Origin of the sequence: Micromonospora echinospora, assembly GCF_014203425.1 — a bacterium.
In the GTDB taxonomy this organism is placed as follows: Bacteria; Actinomycetota; Actinomycetes; order Mycobacteriales; family Micromonosporaceae; genus Micromonospora; species Micromonospora echinospora_A.
Genome location: NZ_JACHJC010000001.1, coordinates 1,759,563 through 1,783,503 on the forward strand (window position 1 = coordinate 1,759,563; position 23,941 = coordinate 1,783,503).

The 23,941-nt window shown below is 74.1% G+C and carries 23 protein-coding genes; 10 read left to right on the forward strand and 13 right to left on the reverse strand.

All coding sequences use genetic code 11. The features are described from left to right. Positions 1–3: 3 nt before the first annotated feature. Genes FHU28_RS08435 through FHU28_RS08445 form a run of 3 tightly spaced genes read left to right on the forward strand, consistent with a single transcriptional unit; the run spans position 4 to position 4,016 of the window. The gene (locus FHU28_RS08435; RefSeq protein ID WP_073830758.1) at positions 4–264 is read left to right on the forward strand and encodes a class I SAM-dependent methyltransferase; all 261 of its coding nucleotides are present in this window, start codon (positions 4–6) and stop codon (positions 262–264) included. After that, positions 261–668 (forward strand): hypothetical protein, encoded by a 408-nt coding sequence (locus FHU28_RS08440; protein WP_184682515.1) that lies wholly within the window; start codon positions 261–263, stop codon positions 666–668. The genes FHU28_RS08435 and FHU28_RS08440 overlap by 4 nt, the downstream gene beginning before the upstream one ends. Positions 669–713: 45 nt before the next feature. Beyond that, positions 714–4,016: an ATP-binding protein gene (locus FHU28_RS08445; protein WP_184682517.1), complete on the forward strand. Its 3,303-nt coding sequence runs from the start codon at positions 714–716 to the stop codon at positions 4,014–4,016. Between the two features lie 55 nt (positions 4,017–4,071). Here the strand turns inward: FHU28_RS08445 and FHU28_RS08450 are convergent, their stop codons facing one another. Genes FHU28_RS08450 through FHU28_RS08460 form a run of 3 tightly spaced genes read right to left on the reverse strand, consistent with a single transcriptional unit; the run spans position 4,072 to position 6,100 of the window. Next, positions 4,072–4,926 carry an ABC transporter permease gene (locus tag FHU28_RS08450; protein ID WP_184682518.1) on the reverse strand — a complete coding sequence of 285 codons (855 nt, stop codon included), beginning with the start codon at positions 4,924–4,926 and terminating at the stop codon, positions 4,072–4,074. Further along, entirely contained in the window at positions 4,923–5,936 is a 1,014-nt protein-coding gene (locus tag FHU28_RS08455) for an ATP-binding cassette domain-containing protein (protein ID WP_184682521.1), read from the reverse strand. The genes FHU28_RS08450 and FHU28_RS08455 overlap by 4 nt, the downstream gene beginning before the upstream one ends. Positions 5,937–5,965: 29 nt before the next feature. Next, positions 5,966–6,100, reverse strand: a complete 135-nt coding sequence (locus FHU28_RS08460) for an NAD(P)H-dependent oxidoreductase (protein WP_311773546.1) — start codon at positions 6,098–6,100, stop codon at positions 5,966–5,968. Between the two features lie 262 nt (positions 6,101–6,362). Here FHU28_RS08460 and FHU28_RS08465 point away from each other — a divergent pair, with 262 nt between their 5' ends. After that, a complete protein-coding gene (locus FHU28_RS08465; protein ID WP_184682524.1) occupies positions 6,363–7,907 on the forward strand; it encodes an MSCRAMM family protein in 1,545 nt (514 codons plus the stop codon). Between the two features lie 47 nt (positions 7,908–7,954). On the opposite strand, the gene FHU28_RS08470 is transcribed toward FHU28_RS08465, so the two are convergent. The 7 genes from FHU28_RS08470 to FHU28_RS08500 all read right to left on the reverse strand — a co-directional run bounded on the left by FHU28_RS08470 (position 7,955) and on the right by FHU28_RS08500 (position 15,107). After that, positions 7,955–8,938: an aldo/keto reductase gene (locus FHU28_RS08470; protein ID WP_184682535.1), complete on the reverse strand. Its 984-nt coding sequence runs from the start codon at positions 8,936–8,938 to the stop codon at positions 7,955–7,957. A gap of 108 nt (positions 8,939–9,046) precedes the next feature. Next, entirely contained in the window at positions 9,047–9,901 is an 855-nt protein-coding gene (locus FHU28_RS08475) for an aldo/keto reductase (RefSeq protein WP_184682537.1), read from the reverse strand. A 115-nt stretch (positions 9,902–10,016) separates the two neighbouring features. After that, positions 10,017–11,192, reverse strand: a complete 1,176-nt coding sequence (locus FHU28_RS08480) for an endonuclease (protein ID WP_184682540.1) — start codon at positions 11,190–11,192, stop codon at positions 10,017–10,019. A gap of 44 nt (positions 11,193–11,236) precedes the next feature. Further along, complete coding sequence (locus FHU28_RS08485) at positions 11,237–11,776, reverse strand: DUF1697 domain-containing protein (protein WP_184682541.1); 540 nt, start codon at positions 11,774–11,776, stop codon at positions 11,237–11,239. Between the two features lie 37 nt (positions 11,777–11,813). After that, positions 11,814–12,569, reverse strand: a complete 756-nt coding sequence (locus tag FHU28_RS08490) for an FkbM family methyltransferase (RefSeq protein ID WP_184689352.1) — start codon at positions 12,567–12,569, stop codon at positions 11,814–11,816. Positions 12,570–12,582: 13 nt separating this feature from the next. Further along, entirely contained in the window at positions 12,583–14,295 is a 1,713-nt protein-coding gene (locus FHU28_RS08495) for an alkaline phosphatase family protein (RefSeq protein WP_184682542.1), read from the reverse strand. Next, positions 14,292–15,107: a CDP-alcohol phosphatidyltransferase family protein gene (locus FHU28_RS08500; RefSeq protein WP_221453152.1), complete on the reverse strand. Its 816-nt coding sequence runs from the start codon at positions 15,105–15,107 to the stop codon at positions 14,292–14,294. Before FHU28_RS08500 ends, FHU28_RS08495 begins: the two co-directional genes overlap by 4 nt. Before the next feature lie 147 nt (positions 15,108–15,254). Here FHU28_RS08500 and FHU28_RS08505 point away from each other — a divergent pair, with 147 nt between their 5' ends. Both FHU28_RS08505 and FHU28_RS08510 read left to right on the forward strand, forming a co-directional pair. Next, positions 15,255–15,761 carry an ArsR/SmtB family transcription factor gene (locus FHU28_RS08505; protein ID WP_184682544.1) on the forward strand — a complete coding sequence of 169 codons (507 nt, stop codon included), beginning with the start codon at positions 15,255–15,257 and terminating at the stop codon, positions 15,759–15,761. Positions 15,762–15,784: 23 nt separating this feature from the next. After that, positions 15,785–17,251: a serine hydrolase domain-containing protein gene (locus FHU28_RS08510; protein ID WP_184682546.1), complete on the forward strand. Its 1,467-nt coding sequence runs from the start codon at positions 15,785–15,787 to the stop codon at positions 17,249–17,251. A gap of 38 nt (positions 17,252–17,289) precedes the next feature. Here the strand turns inward: FHU28_RS08510 and FHU28_RS08515 are convergent, their stop codons facing one another. From FHU28_RS08515 to FHU28_RS08525, 3 genes are read right to left on the reverse strand one after another with little or no spacing between them, the layout of a single operon-like run. Beyond that, entirely contained in the window at positions 17,290–18,000 is a 711-nt protein-coding gene (locus FHU28_RS08515; protein ID WP_311773547.1) for a YqeB family protein, read from the reverse strand. Next, entirely contained in the window at positions 17,997–18,782 is a 786-nt protein-coding gene (locus FHU28_RS08520) for an ABC transporter permease (RefSeq protein WP_184682548.1), read from the reverse strand. Before FHU28_RS08520 ends, FHU28_RS08515 begins: the two co-directional genes overlap by 4 nt. Then, positions 18,779–19,678 carry an ABC transporter ATP-binding protein gene (locus FHU28_RS08525; RefSeq protein ID WP_184682550.1) on the reverse strand — a complete coding sequence of 300 codons (900 nt, stop codon included), beginning with the start codon at positions 19,676–19,678 and terminating at the stop codon, positions 18,779–18,781. The genes FHU28_RS08520 and FHU28_RS08525 overlap by 4 nt, the downstream gene beginning before the upstream one ends. A gap of 132 nt (positions 19,679–19,810) precedes the next feature. On the opposite strand from FHU28_RS08525, the gene FHU28_RS08530 reads away from it, so the two are divergent. The 4 genes from FHU28_RS08530 (at position 19,811) to FHU28_RS08545 (ending at position 23,854) form a co-directional block, all read left to right on the forward strand. Continuing rightward, complete coding sequence (locus tag FHU28_RS08530; protein ID WP_184682552.1) at positions 19,811–21,037, forward strand: sensor histidine kinase; 1,227 nt, start codon at positions 19,811–19,813, stop codon at positions 21,035–21,037. Beyond that, on the forward strand, positions 21,034–21,705 hold the full coding sequence (locus FHU28_RS08535) for a response regulator (protein ID WP_184682554.1): 672 nt from the start codon (positions 21,034–21,036) through the stop codon (positions 21,703–21,705). The genes FHU28_RS08530 and FHU28_RS08535 overlap by 4 nt, the downstream gene beginning before the upstream one ends. A gap of 70 nt (positions 21,706–21,775) precedes the next feature. Further along, a complete protein-coding gene (locus FHU28_RS08540; RefSeq protein WP_184682556.1) occupies positions 21,776–23,200 on the forward strand; it encodes an ATP-binding protein in 1,425 nt (474 codons plus the stop codon). 87 nt (positions 23,201–23,287) lie between these two features. Continuing rightward, positions 23,288–23,854, forward strand: a complete 567-nt coding sequence (locus FHU28_RS08545; protein ID WP_184682558.1) for a hypothetical protein — start codon at positions 23,288–23,290, stop codon at positions 23,852–23,854. Positions 23,855–23,941: the final 87 nt, after the last annotated feature.

The following is a 23,941-nucleotide window of genomic DNA, read 5'->3' on the forward strand; positions in this document are numbered from 1 at the left end:
CACATGGCCCGCAACGAGTTCCGCTTCGTGGTCGACGGCGTCGACCTGAGCGCCGAGCAGCAGACGCTGATCGCCGCGGAGATCCAGAAGGCCGGCCTGGCCGCGCTGCGTACCGCCGACGCGAGGCTGACCAACCCGCTGACCGTCGGCCACGGCAACATCAAGCTGCGCCCCGAGTGGTACGGCCTCTGGGTCATCGACGGCCCGTTCGCCCAGGACCTCGGGCAGAAGATCAACGACATCGGGTTCTGGATCCAGCGGTGACCGACGTTGCCCGGCCGGCCGGCGCGCCGGAGCGGATGTGCCCGAGCACCCCGGCGTCGAACGCCACGGTGTTCCTCGGCATGATCACTCCGGCGGGCCGGGTGGCCTACGTGACCCCGGCCGTACCGGCCGAGGTGGCGCTCGCCGGGCTCGGCGACTCCGACGAGCCGGTCGAGGCGCGGGTCCGGCTCGCCGGCCCGTGCGTCACCTCGTCCTGCGGCTTCTGGACCGGCTCGCACTGCGGGCTGGGCGCGCGGATGGCCGCCTCGTACGCCGAGACCGCCCCGCCCGCCGAGGAGGCGCTGCCGAAGTGCGCCATCCGGCGCACCTGCCGGTGGTTCGCCGAACAGGGACCGTCGGCGTGCCCGGCGTGCGCGCACGTGGTGACCGACGCGCGGACCTGATCGCTCTCCCATCTTGTCGGACCCCTCGACTAGCGTCGGGAGGTCATGGAGCCGCGGTTCGGCGAGGGAATCATCGGGCGGGAGCATCCCGCGGCGCTGTTGCGCGCCGAGGTGGCCCGGCTGACCGCGGGCCACGGCGGCCTCGCCCTGGTCACCGGCGAGCCGGGCATCGGCAAGACCACACTGGTCTCGGCCGCCGCCGACGAGGCCCGGCGACGCGGGGCGCTCGTGCTCGGCGCCGCGTGCTGGGACTCCGACACCGCACCCGACTACTGGCCCTGGGTCCAGGTGCTGCGCCGGCTGGCCCGGTCCGCCGGCGACCCGTCCGGCGCCCGGGAAGCAGTCGACGCCGGGCTGGCCGCCCTGCTCGGCGAGCGCCCCGCCGGGGAGGGCGACGAGCCGGGGGACGACGGTGACCCGGCGGGGGACGACGGCCGGGCCGAGTTCGACAGGCACGACGCGGTGACAGCGGCGCTTGTCGCCGTCGCGCAGTACCGGCCGGTCGTGGTGGTCCTCGACGACCTGCACTGGGCCGACCCGGCGTCGGTCCGGCTGCTCCAGTTCGTCACCCGGCACACCTGGTTCGAACGGCTGCTGTTCGTCGGCACCTACCGGGACGCCGAGGTCGAGTCCGGCGAGCATCCGCTGCGCCCGTTGCTGGTGCCGTTGAGCGCGAAGGCCACCACAGTCACGCTCACCGGCCTCGGCCGGGACGAGGTGGCCGCCCTGATGACCCGCACCGCCGGTCGCGAGCCGGGCGCCGACCTGGTCGCCGAGGTGCACAGGCGCACCGGCGGGAACCCGTTCTTCGTCGAGCAGACCGCCCGGCTCTGGCACACCGACGGCCTCACGGACACCATCGCGCCCGGCGTACGGGAGGTGGTGCGCCGCCGGCTCGACCAGTTGCCCATCCCGGTGGTCGAGGCGCTCACCGTCGCCGCGGTGCTCGGCCACGAGTTCGACAGGGGGACTGTGGCGGCCTGCGTACCCGCGCCGGTCGCCCAGGTCGACCGCATGCTGGGCCGAGCCGCCGCGGCCCGGCTGGTGCTGCCCCGCGGCGGCGGGCGGTTCGTCTTCGTGCACGACCTGGTCCGCGAGACGCTCTACGACGGGCTCGCCGCGGACGCGCGGCGGGCCCGGCACGCGGGCGTCGTCCGGGCCGTCGACAGGTCCGACGCGCTCGCCGACGCGCTCAGCCCCGCCCACCTGGCCCGGCACGCGTGGCTGGCCGGCGCCGAGCTGGACCCGGTACGCGCCGGTGACCTGCTGGTCACAGCCGCGCGGGGCGCCGCCGGCCGGCTCGCCGTGGACGAGTCGGTCCGGCACTACCGGCGGGCACTCGAGCTTCCCGGCGAGCCCGCCCCGCGGGTCCGGCTGCTGCTGGAACTGGCCGGGCTGCTGCACCACATCGGGCCGGCGGAGGAGGTCGAACGGCTGCTGACCGAGGCCGCCGCGCTGGCCCGGCAGGCCGACGACCCCGGCGTGCTGACCCGGGTGGCGCTCACCGCGCACCGGCGGCACTCGGCCATCCGGCGCCGGCTCGACGTCGACGACCTGGTCCGCGAGGCGTACCGGCGGTTGATCGGCGAGCCGGATCCGGAGCGGTCGGTCCGCAGCCTGGTCACCGACCTGATCACCGCCACCGAGACGCTCGCCCGGCACGGCCGGGACGACGAGGCGCTCACGTTCAGCCTGTGGGCCCGCCACGACACCACCTGGGGGCTCGGCACCGCCGAGGAGCGAGCCCTGGTGACAGCCGAGATCCGGGAGGTGGCCCGCCGCGGCGGCGACCGGGAGACCGAGCTGTGGGCCACCGCGCTGCGCTGGGTCGCGCTGCTGGAGCTGGGTGACCCGGGATACCGCCAGGAGCTGGCTGCGTTCGTGGCCGGCGCCCGGCAGGGCGAGGTCCCCCGGCAGCGGATGGCAGCCACGATGGACAGCGGCATCATCGCCGCGTTCCGGGGCGACCTCGCCACCGCCGAGGAGTGCTTCGCCGAGGTGGAGAGCCGCCCCGAGCCGGAGCACTCCGACCACGCCTTCATGACGTACCACATCCGCTGGTCGGTGCTGCTCCTCTACGGCCGGGTCGCCGAGGCCGAGGCCCTGCTCGACAAGGTGGGCGCCGGCCATCCGCAGGCCGAGCTGCTCCGGGCGATCACGGCCGCCGAACGCGGCGACACGGACGCCGTACTGGGGCTCACCGCCGGGATCGAGGCCGCCGGCGCCACGTACCCCCGGTCGGTGTCGCCGCTGTGGCTGCGGCTGCGGGCCCAGGCGGCGGCAGTTGACGGCGACCCGGACCGGTGCGCCGAGGCGCGGGCGGCGCTGACCCCGCACCGGGGGCGGTGGATGGCCGCGCTGTTCGGCTGCGACATCGCCGGCCCGGTCGACCTGTGGCTGGCCGCCGTGGACGCGGCCGACGGCAGGTGGGACGACGCGGTCGCCGGTTACGCGGCGGCCCGGGACGCCGCCGACCGGCTGGGCGCCCGTCCCTGGTCGGTGCTGGCCCGGGCCGGGCTGGTGGCCGCGCTCACAGGGCGCGCCGGGCCGGGCGACGCGGCCGAGGCGCGGCGGCTGCGCGCCGGGACGGTGGCCGAGGCGCGTGCGCTGGGCATGAGACAGGTGCCCGGCCGGCTGGCCCTCGTCCGGGCGGACTCCCCAGCGGTGGCGGTCTCTCCGCTGGCTGCCGTCTTTCCGGCGGCGTCCGTCCCGTCCCCGGTGGCGCTCGCCTCGCGGGTGGCTGCCGCGTACCCGTCCGTCGTCGTCCGTTCCGGCGTGGGGATCCGCGCGCCGGAGGCCGGGCGGCCGGAGTTCTGCCCGGACGGGCCGGTGTGGCGCCTCGGGTACGGCGGTGTGGTGGTGCATCTGCCCGACGCCAAAGGGCTGCACGACCTGCGGTTGCTGTTGAGCCGGCCCGGGACCGACGTGCCCGCGGTCGAGCTGCTCGACCCGGCCGCCGGCCCGGAACTTGTCGCCGCCCGCAGGCTCGGCGCCGATCCGGTGCTGGACGACGAGGCGAAGGCCCGCTACCGCCGGCATCTGCGGCGGCTCGACGACGAGATCGACCGGGCCGCCGTACGCCACGACGAGCGGCGGCTGTCCGCGCTGGACGCCGAGCGGGCCGCGCTGCTCGACCAGTTGCGTACCGCCACCGGGCTGACCGGGCGCAGTCGCCGCCTCGGTGACCAGGCCGAACGGGCACGCAAGGCGGTGACCGGGCGGATCCGGGACACGCTGCGCCGCATCGACGAGCGGCATCCGGCGCTCGCCGCCCATCTGCGCGAGTCCGTCACCACCGGCGGCACCTGCCGCTACCTGCCGCCCGAACCGGTGTCCTGGCGGCTCTGACCGGCCGGTACGCCGGGGTGACGGGGCTCGGACCCCACCACCCCGGCGGACCGGGTCAGTGGCGGTTGTAGCGGTACATGGTCAGCGTGCCGAAGACGGCCACGAAACCGGCGCTCCAGAGCAGCAACCACATCGTGTTCGTGGCGTCCATCGAGCCGGCCATCGCCGCGCGGACCGAGGCGACCAGGTGGGTGATCGGGTTGACCTTGACGAACGCCTGCAACCAACCGGGCATGGTGGACGGTTCCACGAAGACGTTGCTGAGGAACGTCAGCGGGAACAGCACCATCATGCTGACCCCCATCACCGACTTCTCGCTGCGCAGCACCAGGCCGAAGAACGTCCACACCCAGGAGAACGCGAACGAGAAGACCACGAGCAGCCCGATCCCGGCCAGCACCCCGAGCAGCCCGCCGTCGGGTCGGAAGCCGAGCACCAGCCCGACGGTGAGGATGACCACCGCGGCGAGCACGTAGCGCAGCACGTCCCCGAAGATCATCCCGACCAGTGCCGCCGGCCGCCAGACCGGCAGCGTACGGATCCGGTCGAAGACGCCCTTCTCGATGTCGTTGTTCAGCCCGACCCCGGTGTACATGGTGATCATCACGACGCTCGTGACCATGATGCCGGGCAGGAAGAACTGCAGGTACGCACGCGGGCTGTCGGCCAGGGCGCCACCGAACAGGTACGTGAACATCAGCACCATGATGATCGGGAACGCGGTCACGTCGAACAGCTGCTCCGGCACGTGCTTGATCTTCAGCAGGGCCCGCCAGCCGAACGTCAGCGACGCGGCGAGCGGACCCGGCCGGGCCGGCCGTTCGGCCGGGGCGAGCACCGTGGCGAGCGCCTCGGCGGACGGGACGTAGACGGACGGCGGGCGCCCGGTGGTGATAGCGGTGTCGCTCATCGCGCCGCCTCCAGCTCGTCGTCCCGCTCGTCCGCCGGGACGGCCGGGTGGTCGGTCAGGGCCAGGAAGACCTCGTCCAGGCTGGGCTGGCCGAGGGAGAAGTCGTCCACCACGATGCCGGCGCCGGCCAGCTCACCGAGCGCACGGGCGGCCTGCGCGCTCGCCTCCAGGTCGGTGCCGTCCTCGCCCACCCGGGCGGTCAGCGCCACCGGATCCGCTTCGAGCTGCACCGGTACGCCCAGCGCCGCCCGCAGCACCTGCTCGGCCTGGGGCCGCTGCCCCGGATCGCGCAGCCGGATGTGGACGCTGCCGGAGCCGACCGACGACTTCAACTCGCCCGGGGTGCCCTCCGCGATCACCCGGCCGTGGTCGACGACCGCGATCCGGCCGGCGAGCTGGTCCGCCTCGTCCAGGTACTGCGTGGTCAGCAGCACTGTGGTGCCGTACGCCACCACCGCCCGCACAATCGCCCACACCTGGTTGCGACTGCGCGGGTCCAGCCCGGTGGTCGGCTCGTCCAGGAACAGCAGATCCGGGGTGTTGAGGATGCTCGCGGCGATGTCGATGCGCCGCCGCATCCCGCCGGAGTACTTCTTCACCTGCCGCCCGGCGGCCTCGGTCAGCCCGAAGGCGGCGAGCAGTTGGTCGGCGCGGTTCCGGGCGCCCGCGCGGCTCAACCCGAGCAGCCGGGCCAGCAGAATCAGGTTCTCCGCGCCGGTCAGGTCCTCGTCCAGCGAGGCGTACTGGCCGGTCAGGCTCACCCGGGAGCGGACCGCGTCGGCGTCGCGCACGACGTCGTGGCCGAAGACCCGGGCCGTGCCGCCGTCGGGGCGCAGCAGCGTCGCCAGCACCCGTACGGCTGTGGTCTTGCCGGCGCCGTTGGGGCCCAGCACCCCGTACACGGTGCCGGCGGGCACCCGCAGGTCCAGCCCGTCGAGCGCCCGCGTCGTACCGAAGGACCGGACCAGGCCGTCGGCCTCGACGGCCAGGCCGGTGTTCCGGTTACTCATGAATCACTACCTCTCCTTGTCGATGGTGCTCAGCAGGCGTACGGCCGCGCCGACCGCCCCTCCCGCAACGCCCGGCCCCACCAGCGCAACTCGTCGTACGCGACGTCGCTCGCCTGTTTCAACGAGGCCGGGAAGCTGTGGTTGTACTCCGGGGTGACCACCACGAACGCCTGCCGGTCTCACCCCGGAGACGCCAGAAGGCCCGCCAGATCGGATCTGGCGGCGGCCTCCGGCCGCGAGCGGTGGGCGATCGACCGGAAACCGGGGTTATGCGCCTTTCCGCGGAACTCCGCCGAAAGACCTGTCGCGGGCAGTGCGAGGCGTGCCGGTCGCCATATGCTGCGCCGGCATCCGACGCACGGGGGGCGTGTCCCGGTTGTGGCTACTCGGGCGCCTCTCCGTGCATTCAACCGAGAGGGGTTCTGCGTGTCCATCGCCCGAAGAGTCTTCGCCGCGCTCGCCGTGGCGGCTCTGGCCGTCACCGCTTCACCCACCGCCGCCGGCGCGGCCGAGGACCCCGCAGGTGTCCTCCACCTGACCGTCACCGCGCCCGACGGCGCTCCGGCTCAGGGCACCGTCACCGTGGTGGCCGCGGACAGCAGCTACGACGTCAGCCTGCTTCAGCTGGACGAGTCCGGACAGCTCAGCGTCGCGCTGCCCGGCAACGACTACAAGATCGCCGTCAGCCCGGCGTACGGCGATCCCGACCAGCCCGACGACGCGCTGCGCCAGTGGGTGCCGGGCCGGACGAGCTGGGCGCGCGCCGGGACGGTCCGGGTGTCCGCGGGGGACACGACGAACGTCGCCGAACGGTTGCTCGCCCCCAGCTCGTCCACAGTGCGGGCGCGCGACGCGGTCACCGGCGCCCCGATCGGCGGCGTCTGCGTGTTCGTCGACGCCCGCCGCAACCCGTGCGGCGACGCCGAGGTGACAGTGCCGCCGCTGGTCCCCGGCCCGCAGGAGGTTCGGGTCTACACCCAGGACGATTCCCACCTGCCCCGCTACGCGACTGTGACGGTGGCGGCCGACGGCAGCGGCGTCGCCGTGGTCGACCTGACCCCGGCCGCGCACGTGGTCTCCCGGGTGGTCGACGCCGCCACCGGAGCGCCCGTCGCCGGGGCCTGTGTGACAGTGGCGCCCGCCGGCACCGGCGAGCTGCCGGGCGACCCGGGACGGTACTGCTCCGACGCCACCGGCGCGGTCCGCCTCGACCAGCTCGGGGCCGGCTCCTGGAACCTGTTCGCCCGCCCCGCCGGCGGCTCACCGTACGGCGCGCAGTGGGTCGGCGCGACCGGCGGCACCGGTGACGCGAAGCAGGCCCGGGTGGTCACGCTCCGCGCCGGGCAGACGGTCACCGTCCCCGCGATCCGGCTCGACCGCGCCGGCATCGTCACCGGCACCGTGACCAGCGCGGCCACCGGTACGCCGGCGACCTCCGGCAGCGTCACGCTCGCGCCGGTGTCGGGCGGCTCGTCACCGTGGGGCACGGAGCTGGACGCGCAGGGCCGCTACCGCATCGACTGGCTCGGCCCGTACGGCTGGCCGCTGCTGTTCACCACCGCCGACAACGCCACCCAGTGGTCCGGCGGGTTCGCCCTGCGGGGCAAGGCCGAGCCGGTCACCGTCCGGGCCGGCGCCAGCACCGTCTACAACCTCGCCCTGCGCCGGGGCGTCCTGGTCACCGGCCGGCTCGTCGACCCGGAGGGCCGCCCGGTGGTCGCGGAGCTGACGGTGCGCAACGCGCGTACCGGTGAGGTCATCGGCCGGACGTCCGACCGCGACGGTGAGTACGCGCTGCGCGTGCTCGGCCCCCAGCCGGTCACCGTGGCCTGGCTCTGGACGCCGCCGTTCGTCAGCTACGCCGGCTGGTACGACGGCGCGGCCCGGGCGGCCGACGCCACCGAGGTGACCCTGCCGGGCACCGGCAGCCTGCGGCTGGACGTCCGGGTGAGCCGGTTCCCGGTGAGCTGAGCGACACCTCCGGGCCGGGTGGCGCGCCGCCACCCGGCCCGGGCGGGTCACCCGGCCGTGTCCAGCCGGGTCCGCTGCTCCGGGGTCAGCTCCAGGTCGACCGCGCCCAGGCTCTCCTCCAGCTGCGCCACGGAGGAGAAGCCGACGAGCGGGACGGCCGGGATGTCGCCGCCCATCAGCCAGGCCAGCACCACCTGGTTGACCGTGGCCCCGGTCTCGGCGGCCACCGCCCGCAACGCCTCCAGCCGGGCCGGGGTGGCGGGCACCGCGTACTCCTCGCCGAGCCGTTCCGGCCTGACGTACGCGCCCTTGAGCAGCGGCGAGTACGCGACCAGCGTGAGCTGCGGCTCGGCCCGCAGGTAGCTGAGCAGGTCCGGGCCGACCCAGCCGACGTCGCCGTCCCGGTCCAGCTCGCTCGGCACGTCGAGACGCCGGGGCAGGTAGCTGCGGTGGTACTGCAGCACCTCGTACCCGGGCAACCCGGCAGCGGCGGCGAGCGCCCGCGCCCGCTCCACCCGCCAGGCGCGGTGGTTGCTGGCGCCCAGCAGCCCGACAGTGCCCTCGGCGACCAGCTCGGCGAAGCCCTCCACTGTCTCCCGCAGCGCAACCGTGTGGTCCTCGATGTGGGCGTAGAGGAGATCGATCCGGTCGAGCCCGAGCCGCTCCCGGCTGCGTTCGGCGGACTCGCGGATCACCTTCGCCGACAGCCCTTCGGGGTTGTCCACGTAGCTGGTGCCCGGGGCGAGCGGCCGGGCACCGAGCTTCGTGGCGATGACCACCTCGTCGCCGACCCCGCGGCTGCGCCGCCAACGGCCGAGCAGTTCCTCGCTCTCGCCACCCTGGCCCCCGTTCTGCCAGAAGGCATAGTTGTCCGAGGTGTCGATGAACGTGCCGCCGGCCTCGACGTAGCGGTCGAGGATGGCGAACGAGGTGGCCTCGTCGGTGGCGGTGCCGAAGAGCATCGCGCCGAGGCTGAGCACGCTGACCTTGCGGCGCGTCGCAGGGTCGGTGCCGATGGTGCGGTAGCGCATGGATTTCCTCCCCGTCGGAGCTTTGCCGGTCACCCTGCCTCTTCGAGTGCGCGCGAAGTCAAACGTCGAAGGGCCCCGGTTTCCCGGGGCCCTTCGGTGTGCGGCGGTTCAGCTCGGGATGTAGTCGAACTCGTCCGGGTTCGGGCCCGTCCGGCCGGCCTCGCCCTGGTCCAGCGAGGTGAGTCGCTCCATCGCGGTGTCGTCGAGCGTGAAGTCGAAGATCGCGAAGTTCTCCTCGATCCGCTTCGGGGTGGTCGACTTCGGGAACACGATGTCGCCGCGCTGCACGTGCCAGCGCAGCACCACCTGCGCCGGGGTCCGGCCGACCTGCTCGGCCACGTCGACGACCGTCGGGTCGTCGAGCACCCTGCCCTGGGCGATCGGCGACCACGCCTCGGTGAGGATGCCGTGCGCCTTGTCGTACGCGCGCACCTCCTCGTTGCCGAGGTATGGGTGCGCCTCGATCTGGTTGACCGCCGGCACCACGTCCGTCTCGGCGGCCAGCCGCTCCAGGTGCGCGACCTGGAAGTTGGACACGCCGATCGACCGTACGGTGCCCTCGCGCTGCAGGTCTTCGAGCACCTTCCAGGTGGAGACGAAGTCGCCGTCGTAGCGGGTGGGCAGCGGCCAGTGGATCAGGAACAGGTCGAGGTAGTCGAACTTCAGTTCCCGCAGCGTCTGCTCGAACGCCTTGCGGGCGTCGTCCGGGCGGTGGAAGCCGTTGTTCAGCTTGCTGGTCACGAAGACCTCGGCGCGGTCCAGCCCGGAGGCGCGCAGCGCCTGGCCCACCTCGGCCTCGTTGCCGTACATCTGGGCGGTGTCGATGTGCCGGTAGCCGACCTCCAGCGCGGTGCCGACCGCCCGGGCGGTGTCCTTCGGTTCGATCTGGAAGACGCCGAAGCCGAGCTGTGGGATGGAGTTTCCGTCGTTGAGCGCGATGTCCGGAACGCTGTTGGGGGCCATGAGAGTCTCATCTCCGATCGTGCGGTGCCGGGGGCGCGTCCGTGCCGACCGCCCCGGCCGTGCCAACCGGATGTCTCTACCCGCTCGCCACGCTTCCTCACATCGAGGACGAGCGTCAACCCCAGATCGACCGGGCCCACTCCGGGTGGTCGACGAACGGGTTGCGGTTGCCCTGCCAGCGTTCGTGGATCCGCTGGTTGCGTCGCTGCTCGAAGGCGTCCGGCGGGTCCTGGTCGTTCCAGGCCAGCAGCTTCGACAGCCGCCCGAGCCGGGGAGCGGACCCGTTGGAGACCGAGTCGTTCGGTTCCAGGTCCGGCCAGCCGTCGCCGCCCTCGTACCGGATCGCCATGTAGAGGATCATCCGGGCCACGTCGCCCTTCACCGCGTCGCGCGGCTCGAACGAGTCGGCGTCGGTGTAGCAGCCGGGCGCCTCGGCGACCGTGCCGCCGCCCGCGTCGAAGTCCTTGTTGCCGCGCAGCGAGTTGACCGACACGTCCTCCGGCCGCAGGTGGTGCACGTCGGTGCCGGGGCCGGTGGCGGTGCCGAAGTCGCCGTGCGACTTGGCCCAGACGTGCTCCCGGTTCCAGTCGTTCGCGCCGCCGCCGTTGCTGGTCTTGCTCTGCGAGCGTCCGCTGTAGAGCAGGATCACGTTGGCCGGGTTGGCCGGGTCCTGATCGGTGTCCTTGAGCGCGTCCCACACCTGGTCGTAGCTGAGCTTCGTCTGCACTCGGATGATGCCGTGCAGCGCGGTGCGCAGCGTCGGCCCGGTCTTGCCGGCCGCGGCCGCGTAGTAGGCGTCGGGCGTGCCGGTCGGCGCCGGGGTCGCGGTGGGGGAAGGGCTCGGCGTGGCGCCGCCGCTGAGGGCCATGGCTGTCGGGTTCTTCAGCCCGCCGTGACTGAAGTACGCGGTCAGCGCGCCGGTCGCGGTCACCTGCCGCCCGCGTAGCGACGGGTTGGTGAGCAGCCCGAAGGTGCTCCGCCAGGCGGCCGTGACCTGCACGTACAGCATCCGGGCTGTGCCGGTCTCGCCGGCCTGGTCGGCGATGGCGATGGCGGTGTCCGCGGTGAAGCCGGACCTGAGCACCGTGTTGGCGGCGGTGGGCTGGCCGATGACGTAGCCGGTCACGGTGGCGGTCCGGCCGTCCTGGGCGGCAAGTGCCTGGGCCACGGTCAGTGTGGTCGCGGCCGAGGCGGCGCCGGTGACCCCGAGCGGGATCGCGACCGCGACGGCGAGCACGACCGCCGCGACCATCCGCCCGGGTCGCGAGCGGGTGACGCGCTTCATATTCATGACCAGCAATGTTAGGTGCCGCCGGCCGGTTTGAGGAGAGGCGCTCAGCCGGCGGTCAGGTCACGCAGGGCCAGCACCGACCGCAAGTTGCGGGCCGTCGCCACCACACCCAACTTCTTCTCCAGGTACGCGGCGGTGAACTTCGTCCGCCCGTAGCCGCCGGCCGGGAAGTGCAGGTGCGCCTCCCGGCCGATCACCTCGTACTCCATCGTCTCGCCCGGCGGCACTGCCAGCTCGCGGACCCGCGCGGCGGCCGGCGCGGCCGACAGGAACACCACGAGCACCCGCGTGTGGTCGTCCTGCCGGCCCGCGTACGGGCTGGCGGCGGCCACCGCGGCCAGCTCGTCCCCGTCGCGGACCAGCACCGGCACCCGCAGGCCGAGTTCGTCGGCGAGCCGGTTCGCAATGCCCTCGGCAAGCGTCTCCGCCCGGGCCGGTGGGCTGGTGAAGACCACGTTGCCGCTCTGCAGGTACGTCTTGACGTCGGTGTGACCGAGGTCGGTGACGACGCGGCGCAGGTCGGCCATTGCCAGCTTGTTGACCCCGACGTTGACGGCCCGCAGCAGGGCGGCGTACCTGGCCATCGGCCCTCCTCGACTCGTGCTCGGGGCCGACCCTATGTCAGGAGGCCGCCAGCCGGGCGTAGACGTCGCCGGAGCGGCCGGCGGGACGGTACGTCTCCAGCAGGCGCACCAGGCCGGCCGCGTCCAGCCACGTGTCGTTCGCGAAACGCATGGTCTCCACCGGCGAGTAGTTGTAGCGGTAGCCGCCCGCGGACGCGCCGAGCCGTTCCACCAGCTCCAGTGCCTCCAGCGCGGCGTCGTGCGCCGGTGGCAGGTACTCGAAGGACAGCCCGCGCACCGGATGGGTGAGCCCGGACAGCACATCCACCTCGAAGCCCTCGACGTCGACCTTGCAGAACGCCGGTACGCCGTGCCGCGCGACCAGGTCGTCGAGCGTCACCACCGGCACCTCGATCGACCGGTCCCAGCGGACCCCGGCGAAGCTCGGGTCGGCGGTGACCGACTCGATCCAGGACGACGACATGGTGGACACCGTCGGCGTCGCCGATGAGAGCTCCAGGCGCGCACTCCCGGACCGCGCCCCGACCGCCGTCGGCTCGATCACCACGTCGGCGTCCCGCCCGAAGCCCAGGCGCAGCACCCGCAGGCAGTCGGGCTGCGGCTCCACAGCGACCACTCGCGCGCCCAGCCGCCGCCAGGTGCGGACCCGGCCGCCGACGTGGGCGCCGATGTCGAAGGCGAGGTCGCCGGGGGAGAGGAACTGCCCGTAGAGCTGCCGGGCACGCCGGTGCTTGGCCGGCTGACCGTGGTAGACGGCCAGGGAGCGGGTGATCCCCCAGGCCCGCGCGAGCATCGTCACGACATCCCTAACTGTGAGTGGTGGACTGCGGTCCGAACGCCCGCAGGAACCGGTCCCGGAACGACTCCATCGGCCAGACCGGGGCCTGCGGGTCCGGGTTGAGCCCGTCCTGCCAGCCCCATCCGGCGATGCGGTCGAGCACTGCCGGGTCCTTCGCGACGACTGTGATCGGCACGTCCTTGCCGGCGTCGTCGCCGGTGATCGCGCGGGCGGGCTGGTGGTCGCCGAGGAACACCAGCACCAGGTTCTCGTCACCGTACCGCTGCACGTAGGAGATGAGCGTGCGCAGCGAGTACACGACAGCCCGCTGGTACGCCTCCCGGGTGCCCTCCGCCGAGCGGTCGGCGCGCGCCGTCCCCTTGTACACCGAACCGTCGCCGATGTCGTCCCAGTCGACAAGGGGCGGCACCGGCGTCCACGGCAGGTGACTGGAGAGCAGTGGGATCTCGGCCATCACGGGGGTGCGCCCGGGGCCGCGCTCGCGGCGCTGGAACGCCGACAGCGTGTACTGGTCCGGTGGCGAGGAGAAGCTGAACAGCGGTCCCCGGTAGCCGAGTTCCTTTGCGCCGTACAGCGTGTCGGGCTCGAAGAAGGCTGCTTCCGGCCAGGCCCGGTTGAGCGCCGGCATGACGAGCGCGGTCCGCCAGCCGGCGCGCTTGAACGCGCCGTTGAGGGTCATGTGGTCGCTGCGTACCAGGTTGGTGTAGCGCAACTGGTTGTCGGTGCGGATGCCGCTCATCAGCGTGGCGTGCGCGAGCCAGCTTCCACCGCCGGTGGTGGACGAGGTGAGGAACGCGCTGCGGCTGGCGTAGCCGGCCGCGCGCAACTGCCGGGTCCCCTCGTCGAGGACGGCGTCCACCTCCGGGGCGAGGTCCGGATCCTCCAGCGCGACACGGCCGTAGCTCTCCACGAACGTGAACAGGACGTCCTTGCCGCGCAGCGCGGTGAGCATCTGCTCACCCGGCACGTCCCGGAACGGGTCACCGGCGAGCTGCGTGCTCAGCGTCTCCTTGTCGTTCAGGCCCGCCCGCACCTGCCGGGCGCGGTCGAAGACGTCGGCGGCCACGGTGTCTGCGGCGACCGGGACGCCGGGCACGATCTGCGCGCCGAGCACGGCGCAGACCACCCAGGCGGCGGCGAGCGCGGTGACGGCGCGCGTGGTCACCCGGCGGTGGGCGGCAGCGGCGCGGGCCAGCCGCCGCGCCGACAGCGTCACCAGCACCGGTACGGCGAGGGCCGCGACCACGGCCAGGGCGATCGCGCCCACCTCGGCGGTCCCGCCGTACGACTCGGACAGGAACTCCGCGCCCGCGCCGAGGAACGTCCAGTCGGCGATCAGGTCGAAGCGCCGGTCGAGCACCATCGAGAACCCGAGATCGGTGACCTTGAGCACCAGGATCAGGCCGAGCAGCGCGCCGAGCAGCGTGGCCACCACCCGGCGCGGGCGTGCCGGCAGGACCAGCAGCAGGGCGACGGCGAGCAGCCCTTCCACAGGGATGCGGAGCAGCGCGCCGAAGGTGAGCCGGTTGACCTCGCTCGGCGCGACCAGGGCCACCAGCACGAGCACCCCGGCCAGCGCGGTGACCGCCGCGCCGAGCAGCCGCCGGGCGTTCCATGCGCCGGTGGCGCCGTCACCCGGGTCGCTCGTCTCGCTGTCGCCCGGGGGCGCGGTGCCGGCCGGGGCGTCGTCGCCGTCGGCCGGCCGGGACACGTCGGTCACCGGCGTCGCCCGCCGACCTCGGCGGGCTGGCGCACGATCCGCGTGCCCGACGTCCACTCGGACCCGTGGCCCGCCGGTGCTGGGGAGACCGGCGCGGCCGGCAGCACCCGCGGCGCCGGCCGTACCCGGTGCCGCCACAGCCAGCCGACGTCGCGTCCGAACGACTCGACCAGCAGCGCGAGCGCGCCGAACACCACCGCGAGGGCCAGCGGCCGGGGCAGGACGCCCGCCGCCACCACCGTCAGCGCGATGCCCTGGGTGGCGGCGACCACCTTGCGCCAGTAGCGCGGCGGCAGCGAGCCGCGCATCCACGGCAGCACCCAGCCGGCGGCGACGAAGACGTACCGCATTGCGCCGATCACCAGCACCCAGGTGCCGACCTGGTCGGCGACGTACCCGCAAAGGACCAGGACGAGGAAGGAGTCGACCTCCATGTCGAACCGGGCGCCGAGCGCGCTGGTCGTGCCGGTACGCCGGGCCACCTGCCCGTCGACCCAGTCCAGGGAGAGCGCCACGGCGGCCAGCACGACCAGCACCGGCACCGCGATCGGCCCGCGGAACGAGTCGACTGTCAACGCGGCCACCCCGCCGGTGAGCGTCGCCCGGGTGAGCGTCACCCAGTCGGCCGGCCCGAGCCGGTCCGCGCCGGAGCGGCGCAGCCCGTATCCGAGCGCCGCGACCGTCACCACCCCGAAGAGCAGACCGGCCAGCCAGCCGTACGCGCTCAGGCCGACAGTGCCGGCCAGGGCCGCGAGTACGCCGACCTGGAGTATCGCCCCCGCGAATGGATCAGTTCGAACTGCGGACACCATGCCTCCGAGGTAGACGTCACGTACCACACCTGTGTACGGAGAACATGCCCGAACGGTTCGTTCTGATACCGGGAACGCGCCAGCAGTTCGGCGGTCGCCACGCTCTGTCAACTTGAACGTAAGTGCGTACTTCCGTACTTTGACGGCATGGCAAGCGTGGAGGAGCGGCTCGCGGCCCTGGAGGCACAGGTGGCCCGGCTGGTCGGCGACCGGGCCGAGGCCCACCCGGAGACCGAGGTCACACCGGAGGACGTCTTCTGGGCGCTCGACGGCCTGAAGCGGCGCCTGCCCGCCGACGGCGCCGGCGCGGTGCTCTACACCGGCACGGTCCGCACCGGGGACCGGAACTACGACTGGCAGTACGGCGCCACTGTCGACGACCTGCTCGACGACGACTGGTCGGCGCAGGCCGGCACGCTCACCGCACTGGCCCATCCGGTGCGACTGCGGCTGCTGCGGGAGATCCTCGGCGGCCGGCACGGCACCGCCGAACTGGCCGACCTCGACGGTCTCGGCACCACCGGCCAGCTCCACCACCACCTGCGGCAACTCGCCGCCGCCGGCTGGCTGCGCAGCAGCGCACGCGGGCGCTACGACATCCCGCCCGAGCGGGTGGTGCCGCTGCTGGCCATCCTCACCGCCGCCCGCCGCTGATCGACGAACCGGAAGGCAGGACCATGCGTACCCCGACCGTCCTCACCGTCGTCGCCGGCCTCGTCGCGGCGACCGCGGCGGCCGGCCTGATGCCCAGGCCCCCGGAGCTGGGCCGGCGGCAGACCGGCGACGCCGACCTGGCCGCGACCGCCCGGGCCGCTGCCGGCGACCCGGAGGGCCTGCGCGGCCTGGCGGTGGCAGTGGTCGACGGTGGCCGGGTGCGCGTGGCCGGCCTCGGCGACCGGGCTCCCGGCGGGCCGGCCGTCGAGCCGGGCACCCCGTTCGAGATCGGCTCGATCGCCAAGCCGCTCACCGGCATGCTCCTGGCCCACCAGGCGGTGGCCGGGGTGGTCCGCCCCGACGACCGGCTGACCGCTGTCCTGCCCGACGTGACCGGCCCGGCCGGCGAGGTCACGCTCGCCGAACTGGCCAGCCACCGGTCCGGGCTGCCCCGGCTGCCGCTCGACTCACCGGGCGCGATGCTCAGCACCTGGTGGGCGACGTCCACCGCGGGGAACGCGTACGCCGGCAACGACGTGGACCGGATCGTCGCCGACGCCCGGGGCGCCGAGCCGGACGACGACCGTGGCGCCGTCTCCTACTCGAACTTCGGCGCCGCGCTGCTCGGCCAGGCGTTGGCCGCGCGGGCCGGCGTCGGCTACCCGGAACTGGTCGGGCGGGACGTGTTGCGGCCGCTCGGGATGGCCGCCACGGTGGTCGCCACCGAACCAGGTCACCTGCCGGGCGACCGGGCCGAGGGCGCCACCGCCTCCGGCCGGTCCGCCGACCCGTGGCTGGGCGCCGGCTATGCCCCAGCCGGCGTCGGCGTCTGGTCGACCGCCGAGGACCTGGTCCGGCTCGTCGCCGCGATGCTCGCCGGAACGGCACCCGGCGCCGACGCCGCCACGCCCCGCTTCGACGCCGGGGACGACAGCCGGATCGGCTACGGCTGGTTCACCAGCCGCCACCACGACCGGGAGATCGTCTGGCACAACGGCGGCACCGGTGGCTTCCGCGCGTACGTCGGCTACGACCGCGCCGCCGACCGGGGCGTGGTGGTGCTCGGCAACACCACCCGGGACGTGGACCCGATCGGCCTGCGGCTGCTCGACGTCCGGGGTGCGGCGGCAAGCGAGTCGACCGGCCTGGACGGCTGGATCGGCGCCGCGCTCGCGCTGACGCTCACCTTCCTCGGCGGGCTGTCCCTGTGGAGCACCGCCCGGCGCGGAAAGGACCGGGTCACAGTGCTCTCCGACGCCGTCTGGGCGGTGGTCTCCCTCGGCCTCGCGCATCGGTTCGGCGACTGGTCGGTGGTGCCGGGCTGGCTCTGGCCGCTCGGCACCGCGCTGGCCGGGGTGGCCGTGGTGCCGGCCGTCCGCCGGTGGCGTGCGTTGCCTGTCGTCGCCGGGGCCCCGGCCTGGCGGCGCTGGACCGGCGCGGCGCTGTCCGCCGCCTTCGCCGGGCTGGCCGTGGTGGTGATCCTCACCTGAGCGTCGGGACTGCCGGCCCCTTCCCGGTCGCGGCGCCGCTACCGGGACGGCTGTCGCGGGACCAGCCGCCAGTACTGCCGCTTCCGCTCGTCGCGGACCACGACGCCGAGCCGGGCCAGCTCCCCGTGCAGCTCCCGGGTCTCGGCGTCGTGGCCGCCGTCGAGCGCCCGCTGCCGGGCGCGCAGCAGAGCGTCCGCGCCCGGCGGCAGGTCGGGCAGCCCTTCGACCCACCTCCGGTACGCGTCCCGGTGCGGGTCCTGCCCGGTCCACGGCCAGCCCTGCCGGGTGAACGCCGCGCGCAGCCGCTCGGTGTCCAGGTCGGACTTCTCCCGGGCCAGCTCGCCACCGGCGCTGTCCAGCAGCACCAGCGCCTCACCGTCGACGAACACCCCGGCCACGTCGGCGCGGGCCACGTCCCGGCCGTGTCCGTCGCGGTGCAGCCGTACCGTGCGGTGTCCGACCGTGACGGTCAGGCGCTCGCGGACCGCCACCAGCGCCACGAACAGGCCGCCGAGCAGGCCCACCCCGGCCCCGATCGGGTACGACAGCTCGTCCGGCCACCCGTCGAGCAGCTCGAACAGGCCCTGGAACGGGAACCAGGGCAGCCCGGCGATCCAGCCGGACAGCGCCGTCAGCCCGGTGCCCAGCCCGGCCCCGAGCAGCGGGAACCCCGCCCACATCAGCACCAGTTCGCCGCGCCCGCCGTCGACCACGACGTCCTCACCGAGCCCTCGGGCTGCCACGGTCACGACACCTCCCGGCGCAGCGTGCGGACCAGACCGGCGGCCAGCGGCAGGAGCACCCAGGCGGCCAGCGAGACGCCGAGCCGGCCCCACTGCCCGCCGGTCATCTCGGCGCCGAGCAGCGGCTCCATCGTGTACGAGGTGTCGAGCCAGCGGGCCGGCGCACGCAGCGCGGAGATCATCGCGGCGAGCAGGCTCCACACCGTGGGCAGCAGCAGATAGGTGACGATCGCCAGCGGTGTGTTCAGCAGCAGCAGCCCGAAGGCGGCGCCCATCAGCACGCTCGCCACCTGGAACACGGCCGCGTGCGGCAGCAGTTGCCAGTCGAACGTCCAGGCCCCCGCCCCGCCGGTGGCGCGGGCGGCGAGCGTGCCGACCGCGGCGACCGCGAGGCTGACCAGCACCGACGTGAGCGCGGCGAGTACCACAGCGGCGAGCTTGGCGACGATCACCCGCTCCCGGCGGGGCACCAGCGCGAACGTGGTGAGCGCGGTGCGCTGCGACCACTCGCCGGTGATGGAGAGGATGCCGAGCACCGGCAGCAGCAGGCCGACCGGCAGCAGCGACGGGGTGAAGAAGGCGGTGAAGGTCTGGTCCGGCGCGTCGAGGACGAACAACTGCACCACCACGATCACGGCGGCGATCAGCCCGATCGCGATCAGCAGCCATCGCCCGGCCCGGGTGTCGGCGAGCTTGCGCAGCTCCACGGCGGTCAGCCGGGCGAGCGAGGGGCCGGCGGCGACCGCTTCGTGCAGCGCCGGGGCGGTGGGAACGGCTGTGGTGGTCATCGGACTGCCTCCTTGGTCGACGCGCCGGCGGTGAGGGTGAGGAACAGCTGTTCCAGACCGCCGCTGCCGGCCGGGCGCAGCTCGGTGAGGACCAGTCCGGCGTCGGCCGCGGCCTGCCCTACCTCGCCCGGCTCGGCCCGGACGACGAAGCCGCCGTCGGTGCCGGCGGACGCGGGCAGCTCGGCCCGGTCCAGCGTCAGGCGCAGGGCGTGCGGGTCGCGGGCGCGTACCAGCGTGCCGGCGCCCGCGAGCAGCTCGTCCTTGCCGCCCTGGGCGACCACCCGGCCGCCGCCGATCACCACCAGCCGGTCGGCCACCGCCTCCACCTCGCGCAGCAGGTGCGAGGAGAGCAGCACCGTGCCGCCCCGGTCGGCGAAGTCGCGCAGCAGGCCGCGCATCCAGAAGATCCCCTCCGGGTCGAGGCCGTTTGCCGGCTCGTCCAGGATCAGGACCCGGGGGTCGCCCAGCAGCGCCAGCGCCAGGCCGAGCCGCTGCCGCATGCCCAGGGAGTACGCGCCGACGCGGCGCCGGGCGGCGGTGTCGTTCAGCCCGACCCGGTCGAGAGCCGCCGCCACCCGGCCCCGGTCCACGCCCATGGTGCGGGCGGCGAGCGTGAGCGCCTCCCGTCCGGTGCGCCCGGCGTGCTGCGCCGACGCGTCGAGCAGCACCCCGATCTCCCGCCCCGGGTTGGGCAGGTGCCGGTACGGGCGGCCGGCGACAGTAGCGGCACCCGAGGTGGGCGGCGTCAGCCCGCAGATCATCCGCATCGTGGTGGACTTCCCGGCGCCGTTCGGCCCGAGGAAACCGGTCACTGAGCCCGGTTCGCACCGGAAGGTGACGTCCTCGACGGCGGTGTGCCGGCCGTACCGCTTGGTGAGGTGGTCGACTTCGATCATGCCGTTGAGCCTGCCGGGGCCACCCGGTCACGCGCTGCGGCCGGCGGTCGGCGCCGCCGTCGACCTCGGTTCACCGCAGACGTCGACTTTGGTAGCTGGTAGCCGGTCCGGACGGCTTCCTAGCATGGAGCCGTGACCAGCGCCGCCGTACCCGATCATCCCTGGCTCCTGCCGGGCTCCCTGGTGCCCGCCCGGCGGACGCCCCGGGACTGGTTCGTGGACGGCGCGCTGTTTGTGGCCTCGCTGCTCTGGGTGCTGATCACGCACGGCGACGTCACCAGCGCCAGCCCGGAGTTCGGGCTCAACGCCGGTCCGGCCTGGCTGGAGGAGGTCGACCTGCTGATCGGCCTGTGGATCAGCGGGGCGCTCTGGCTGCGCCGGCGCTGGCCGGTCGGCCTGGCGCTGGCCACCGCGCCGCTCGTGTTCTTCTCGGTCACCTCCGGCGTAGCGTTGCTCGTCATCACGTTCACCGTGCTCGTGCACCGGCCACTGCCGGTGGGCCTGGCCCTGTCGGCCTGGAACGTGCTGAGCCTGCCGATCTACCTCGCCGTCCGGCCCGACCCCACGATGCCGTTCTGGGGCTCGGTGATCTGGACCGCGTTGTTCATCGGCGCGATGGTGGCCTGGGCGCTGTTCGTCCGGGCCCGCCGCCAGCTCGTGCTGTCGCTGCGCGACCGCGCCGAGCGGGCCGAGGCCGAGCAGCAGCTCCGGCTCGACCAGGCCCGGCAGCTCGAACGCGGCCGGATCGCCCGCGAGATGCACGACGTGCTCGCCCACCGGATCTCCCTGCTCAGCCTGCACGCGGGCGCGCTGGAGTTCCGGCCGGACGCGCCGCCGGAGGAGGTGGCGCGGGCCGCCGGGGTGATCCGGGCCAGCGCGCACGCCGCGCTCCAGGACCTGCGCGAGGTGATCGGCGTGCTGCGGGCCGAGGTCGGCTCCGAGGCCACGCCGGAACGGCCGCAGCCCACCCTGGCCGACGTGCCCGCGCTGGTCGCCGAGAGCCGCGACGCCGGGGTGCGGGTCGGCGTGGTGGACGAGGTGACCGAGCCGCAGGCGGTGCCCGCGGCGATCGGGCGCAGCGCGTACCGGATCGTGCAGGAAGGGCTGACCAACGCCCGCAAGCACGCGCCCGGGGCGGTGGTGACGGTCCGGCTGGCCGGTGGCCCGGGAGACGGGCTGGTGGTGGAGATCAGCAACCCGTGGCCGGTGGGCAGCCCGGCCACCGCGATCCCGGGCGCCGGTACCGGCCTGGTCGGGATCGCCGAGCGGGTCACGCTCGCCGGCGGCCGCCTGGAACATGGGCGGGACGCCGACGGCACGTTCCGGCTGACCGCCTGGCTGCCCTGGGCAGCGCAGTGAGCGCCCCGGTACGGGTGCTGATCGTCGACGACGACCCGTTGGTCCGCGGCGCGCTGTCGATGATCCTCGGCGGCGTGCCCGACCTGGCGGTGGTCGGCGAGGTCACCGACGGCGCCGAGGTGCCCGAGGCCGTCGCCGCCCACGCCCCGGACGTGGTGCTGATGGACATCCGCATGCCCCGGGTCGACGGGCTGGCCGCCACCGAGGCGCTGCGTGCCACCGCCGACCCGCCCGAGGTGCTGGTGCTCACCACCTTCGACGCCGACGAGCAGGTGCTCCGGGCGCTGCGCGCCGGGGCGAGCGGCTTCCTGCTCAAGGACACCCCGCCTGCCGAGATCGTGGCGGCGGTACGCCGGGTCGCGGCGGGGGAGGCGACACTGTCCCCGGCGGTGACCCGCAAGCTCATCGCGCATGTCACCGGCGCCGCGCCGGCGCCCGGACCGGACCCGAAGCGGGAGCGGGCGGTACGGCTGCTCGACGGGCTCTCCGAACGGGAACGGGAGGTCGCGGTGCTGCTCGGCCGGGGCCGGACCAACGCGGAGATCTCCGCCGAGCTGTTCATGAGCGTGGCGACTGTGAAGGCGTACGTGTCGCGGCTGCTCACGAAGCTCGACCTGAACAACCGCGTGCAGGTGGCCCTGCTGGTCCAGGACGCCGGCCTGGTCTGAGGTGCAGACGCTCTCATTTGCGATAGTCTCAGGGATGAGAGTATCCAGTCTGAGAGCATGAGGTGACGACGTGGCCGGTTTCGTCGGCAGGGGGCGGGAGCTGGCCCGGCTCGACGGCATGTTGGCGCGCGTCGAACGCGGCGGCCGGGCGGGACGGCCGGGGCGGGCGCTGCTCATGCGTGGACGCCGACGGGTGGGCAAGTCCCGCCTCGTAGAGGAGTTCGTCGAGCGCGCGGGCGTACCCCACCTCTTCTTCACCGCCTCGGCGCAACCCACCCACGCCGCGGACCTGCGGCTCTTCGTCGCCGCGGCGGCCGGCTCGACGCTCCCCGGAGCGGGTCTGTTCGCCGGACAGGCGCCGGCCACCTGGGACGCGGCACTCACCCTCCTCGCCGCCGCGCTGCCCACGGACCAGCCCAGCGTCGTCGTGCTCGACGAGATGCCCTACCTCATCGCCACCGATCCGGGCTTCGAGGGCACCCTCCAGAAGGTCTTCGACCGGGAGTTGTCCCGTCGGCCGGTCCTGCTGATCTGCGTCGGCTCCGACCTGGCGATGATGGAGGCGCTCAACGACTACGGCCGCCCGTTCCACCAGCGCGCGACCGAGATGGTCGTGCCGCCCCTGAGCCCCGGCGACGTGGCTGAGATGCTCCAGTTGCCGCCGGCGGATGCCATCGACGCGTACCTCGTCACCGGCGGCCTGCCGCTCGTCCTCGACGACTGGGCCCCCGGCGAGACCGTGCGCGACTACCTCGCCCAGGCCGTCCCGGACCCCACCTCCGCGCTGCTCGTCAGCGGGGAACGGGCCCTCGCCGCCGAGTTCCCGCCGCAGTCCCAGCCGGGCGTGGTGCTGCGCGCCATCGGCTCGGGGGAGCGTACCTCCTCCTCCATCGCGCGGGCCGCCGGCGGAATCCCGCAGGCGTCGCTGCACCGGGCGCTCCGACTGCTGACCGACAAGCGGGTCGTGGAAGCCACCCTTCCGCTGTCCACCCGCCCTTCGCGCGAGACCCGCTACGTGGTCGCCGATCCGTATCTCCGCTTCTGGCTCGCCTTCCTCGACCCGTACCTCGCCGAGATCGAGCGCGGCAGAGGGGATCTGACGCTCGCCCGCATCCACTCGTCCTGGACCTCCTGGCGGGGTCGTGCAGTCGAGCCGGTGATCCGGGAGTCCCTGCGGCGGCTGCCGCCGGGGCACCTGCCGTCCGGGACGGCGGAGGTGGGCGGGTACTGGACGCGTATCAACGATCCCGAGATCGACCTGGTCGGCGGTGACCGGAGCCCGGTGGCCAAGCGGATCACGTTCGTGGGCTCGGTCAAGTGGCTGGAACACGGCACGTTCGACGGGCATGACCTGGCCCGGCTGCTGCACCACCGCGTCCAGTTGCCGGGCGCCGACGACCACACGCCGGTCGTGGCGGTGGTGCGCAGCGGCCGTGCGGTAGACGGAGTCACCGCGCTCGGGCCGGCTGAACTGCTCGCCGCGTGGCGGGATTGAACTGCTGCCGTCATCCGGCCGTACCAGTGGTCGAGGATGTGGTGCGGCCGTTCTGCCGCACCGCTGCCGAGCTGCGGGAGGCCTGCCGTGCGAGTTGGTGAGCAGTCGACGGATCCCATCGACCAGATCCTGGGCGAGGTGCCGGTACCGGCGCCGTTGACCCCCGAGGACGTCCGCCTCGCGGTCCGGGCGGTGGTGGTGCACGCCGCCGAGGAGTGGCCCGCGGGGCCGAAGTGCCGCAACGACGGTTCGTCGTTCCCCTGCCGGTTGCATCGCTGGGGCCGGCGCGTGCTGGAGACACACGGTCTCAACGACCGCCAGATCGACGCGCTGATCCGGCACGGCAACCCGTTCGTGCACGTGCCGTTCCCGTTCGTGCTGACCGGACCGTCCGGCGCCCGTCCGGCTTCCGGGCAGGTCGCCCGCCCGGCCGGTCAGGTGGCGCGGCCCGGCGTACCCGGTCAGGCCGGTCGCCCTGTGCCCGGACAGCCGGCCCGGGCGGTGCCGGGTCAGGTTGCCCGCCCCGCCGCCGCGGCCCAGGCGGCGCGCGGTCCGGTTCCGCGGGTCGCCGCGCCGCCGGTGCGGCCCGGTCCGCGGCCCGTCGCCGGACGGTCGGCTCCCGCCGCCCGGCCCCGCTGGCCCCGGGCGAGCTGACCCGTTGCCGCCGGGCGATCGGACCCCTCCCGTCGCCCGGTCCGGGTGAGGTGACGCCGCGCCTCGCCCGGTTCCCCGGGCCAGCTG

Coding starts and splice junctions, on each gene's coding strand:
- FHU28_RS08490 (WP_184689352.1), bottom strand. CDS start 12,569: ATGCTCGCGCGGGCCTGGGGGATCACCCGCTCCCTGGCCGTCTACCAC.
- FHU28_RS08435 (WP_073830758.1), top strand. CDS start 4: ATGGCCCGCAACGAGTTCCGCTTCGTGGTCGACGGCGTCGACCTGAGC.
- FHU28_RS08485 (WP_184682541.1), bottom strand. CDS start 11,776: ATGGCCAGGTACGCCGCCCTGCTGCGGGCCGTCAACGTCGGGGTCAAC.
- FHU28_RS08520 (WP_184682548.1), bottom strand. CDS start 18,782: ATGACCACCACAGCCGTTCCCACCGCCCCGGCGCTGCACGAAGCGGTC.
- FHU28_RS08480 (WP_184682540.1), bottom strand. CDS start 11,192: ATGAATATGAAGCGCGTCACCCGCTCGCGACCCGGGCGGATGGTCGCG.
- FHU28_RS08475 (WP_184682537.1), bottom strand. CDS start 9,901: ATGGCCCCCAACAGCGTTCCGGACATCGCGCTCAACGACGGAAACTCC.
- FHU28_RS08470 (WP_184682535.1), bottom strand. CDS start 8,938: ATGCGCTACCGCACCATCGGCACCGACCCTGCGACGCGCCGCAAGGTC.
- FHU28_RS08510 (WP_184682546.1), top strand. CDS start 15,785: ATGCGTACCCCGACCGTCCTCACCGTCGTCGCCGGCCTCGTCGCGGCG.
- FHU28_RS08500 (WP_221453152.1), bottom strand. CDS start 15,107: ATGGTGTCCGCAGTTCGAACTGATCCATTCGCGGGGGCGATACTCCAG.
- FHU28_RS08455 (WP_184682521.1), bottom strand. CDS start 5,936: ATGAGTAACCGGAACACCGGCCTGGCCGTCGAGGCCGACGGCCTGGTC.
- FHU28_RS08525 (WP_184682550.1), bottom strand. CDS start 19,678: ATGATCGAAGTCGACCACCTCACCAAGCGGTACGGCCGGCACACCGCC.
- FHU28_RS08505 (WP_184682544.1), top strand. CDS start 15,255: ATGGCAAGCGTGGAGGAGCGGCTCGCGGCCCTGGAGGCACAGGTGGCC.
- FHU28_RS08450 (WP_184682518.1), bottom strand. CDS start 4,926: ATGAGCGACACCGCTATCACCACCGGGCGCCCGCCGTCCGTCTACGTC.
- FHU28_RS08445 (WP_184682517.1), top strand. CDS start 714: ATGGAGCCGCGGTTCGGCGAGGGAATCATCGGGCGGGAGCATCCCGCG.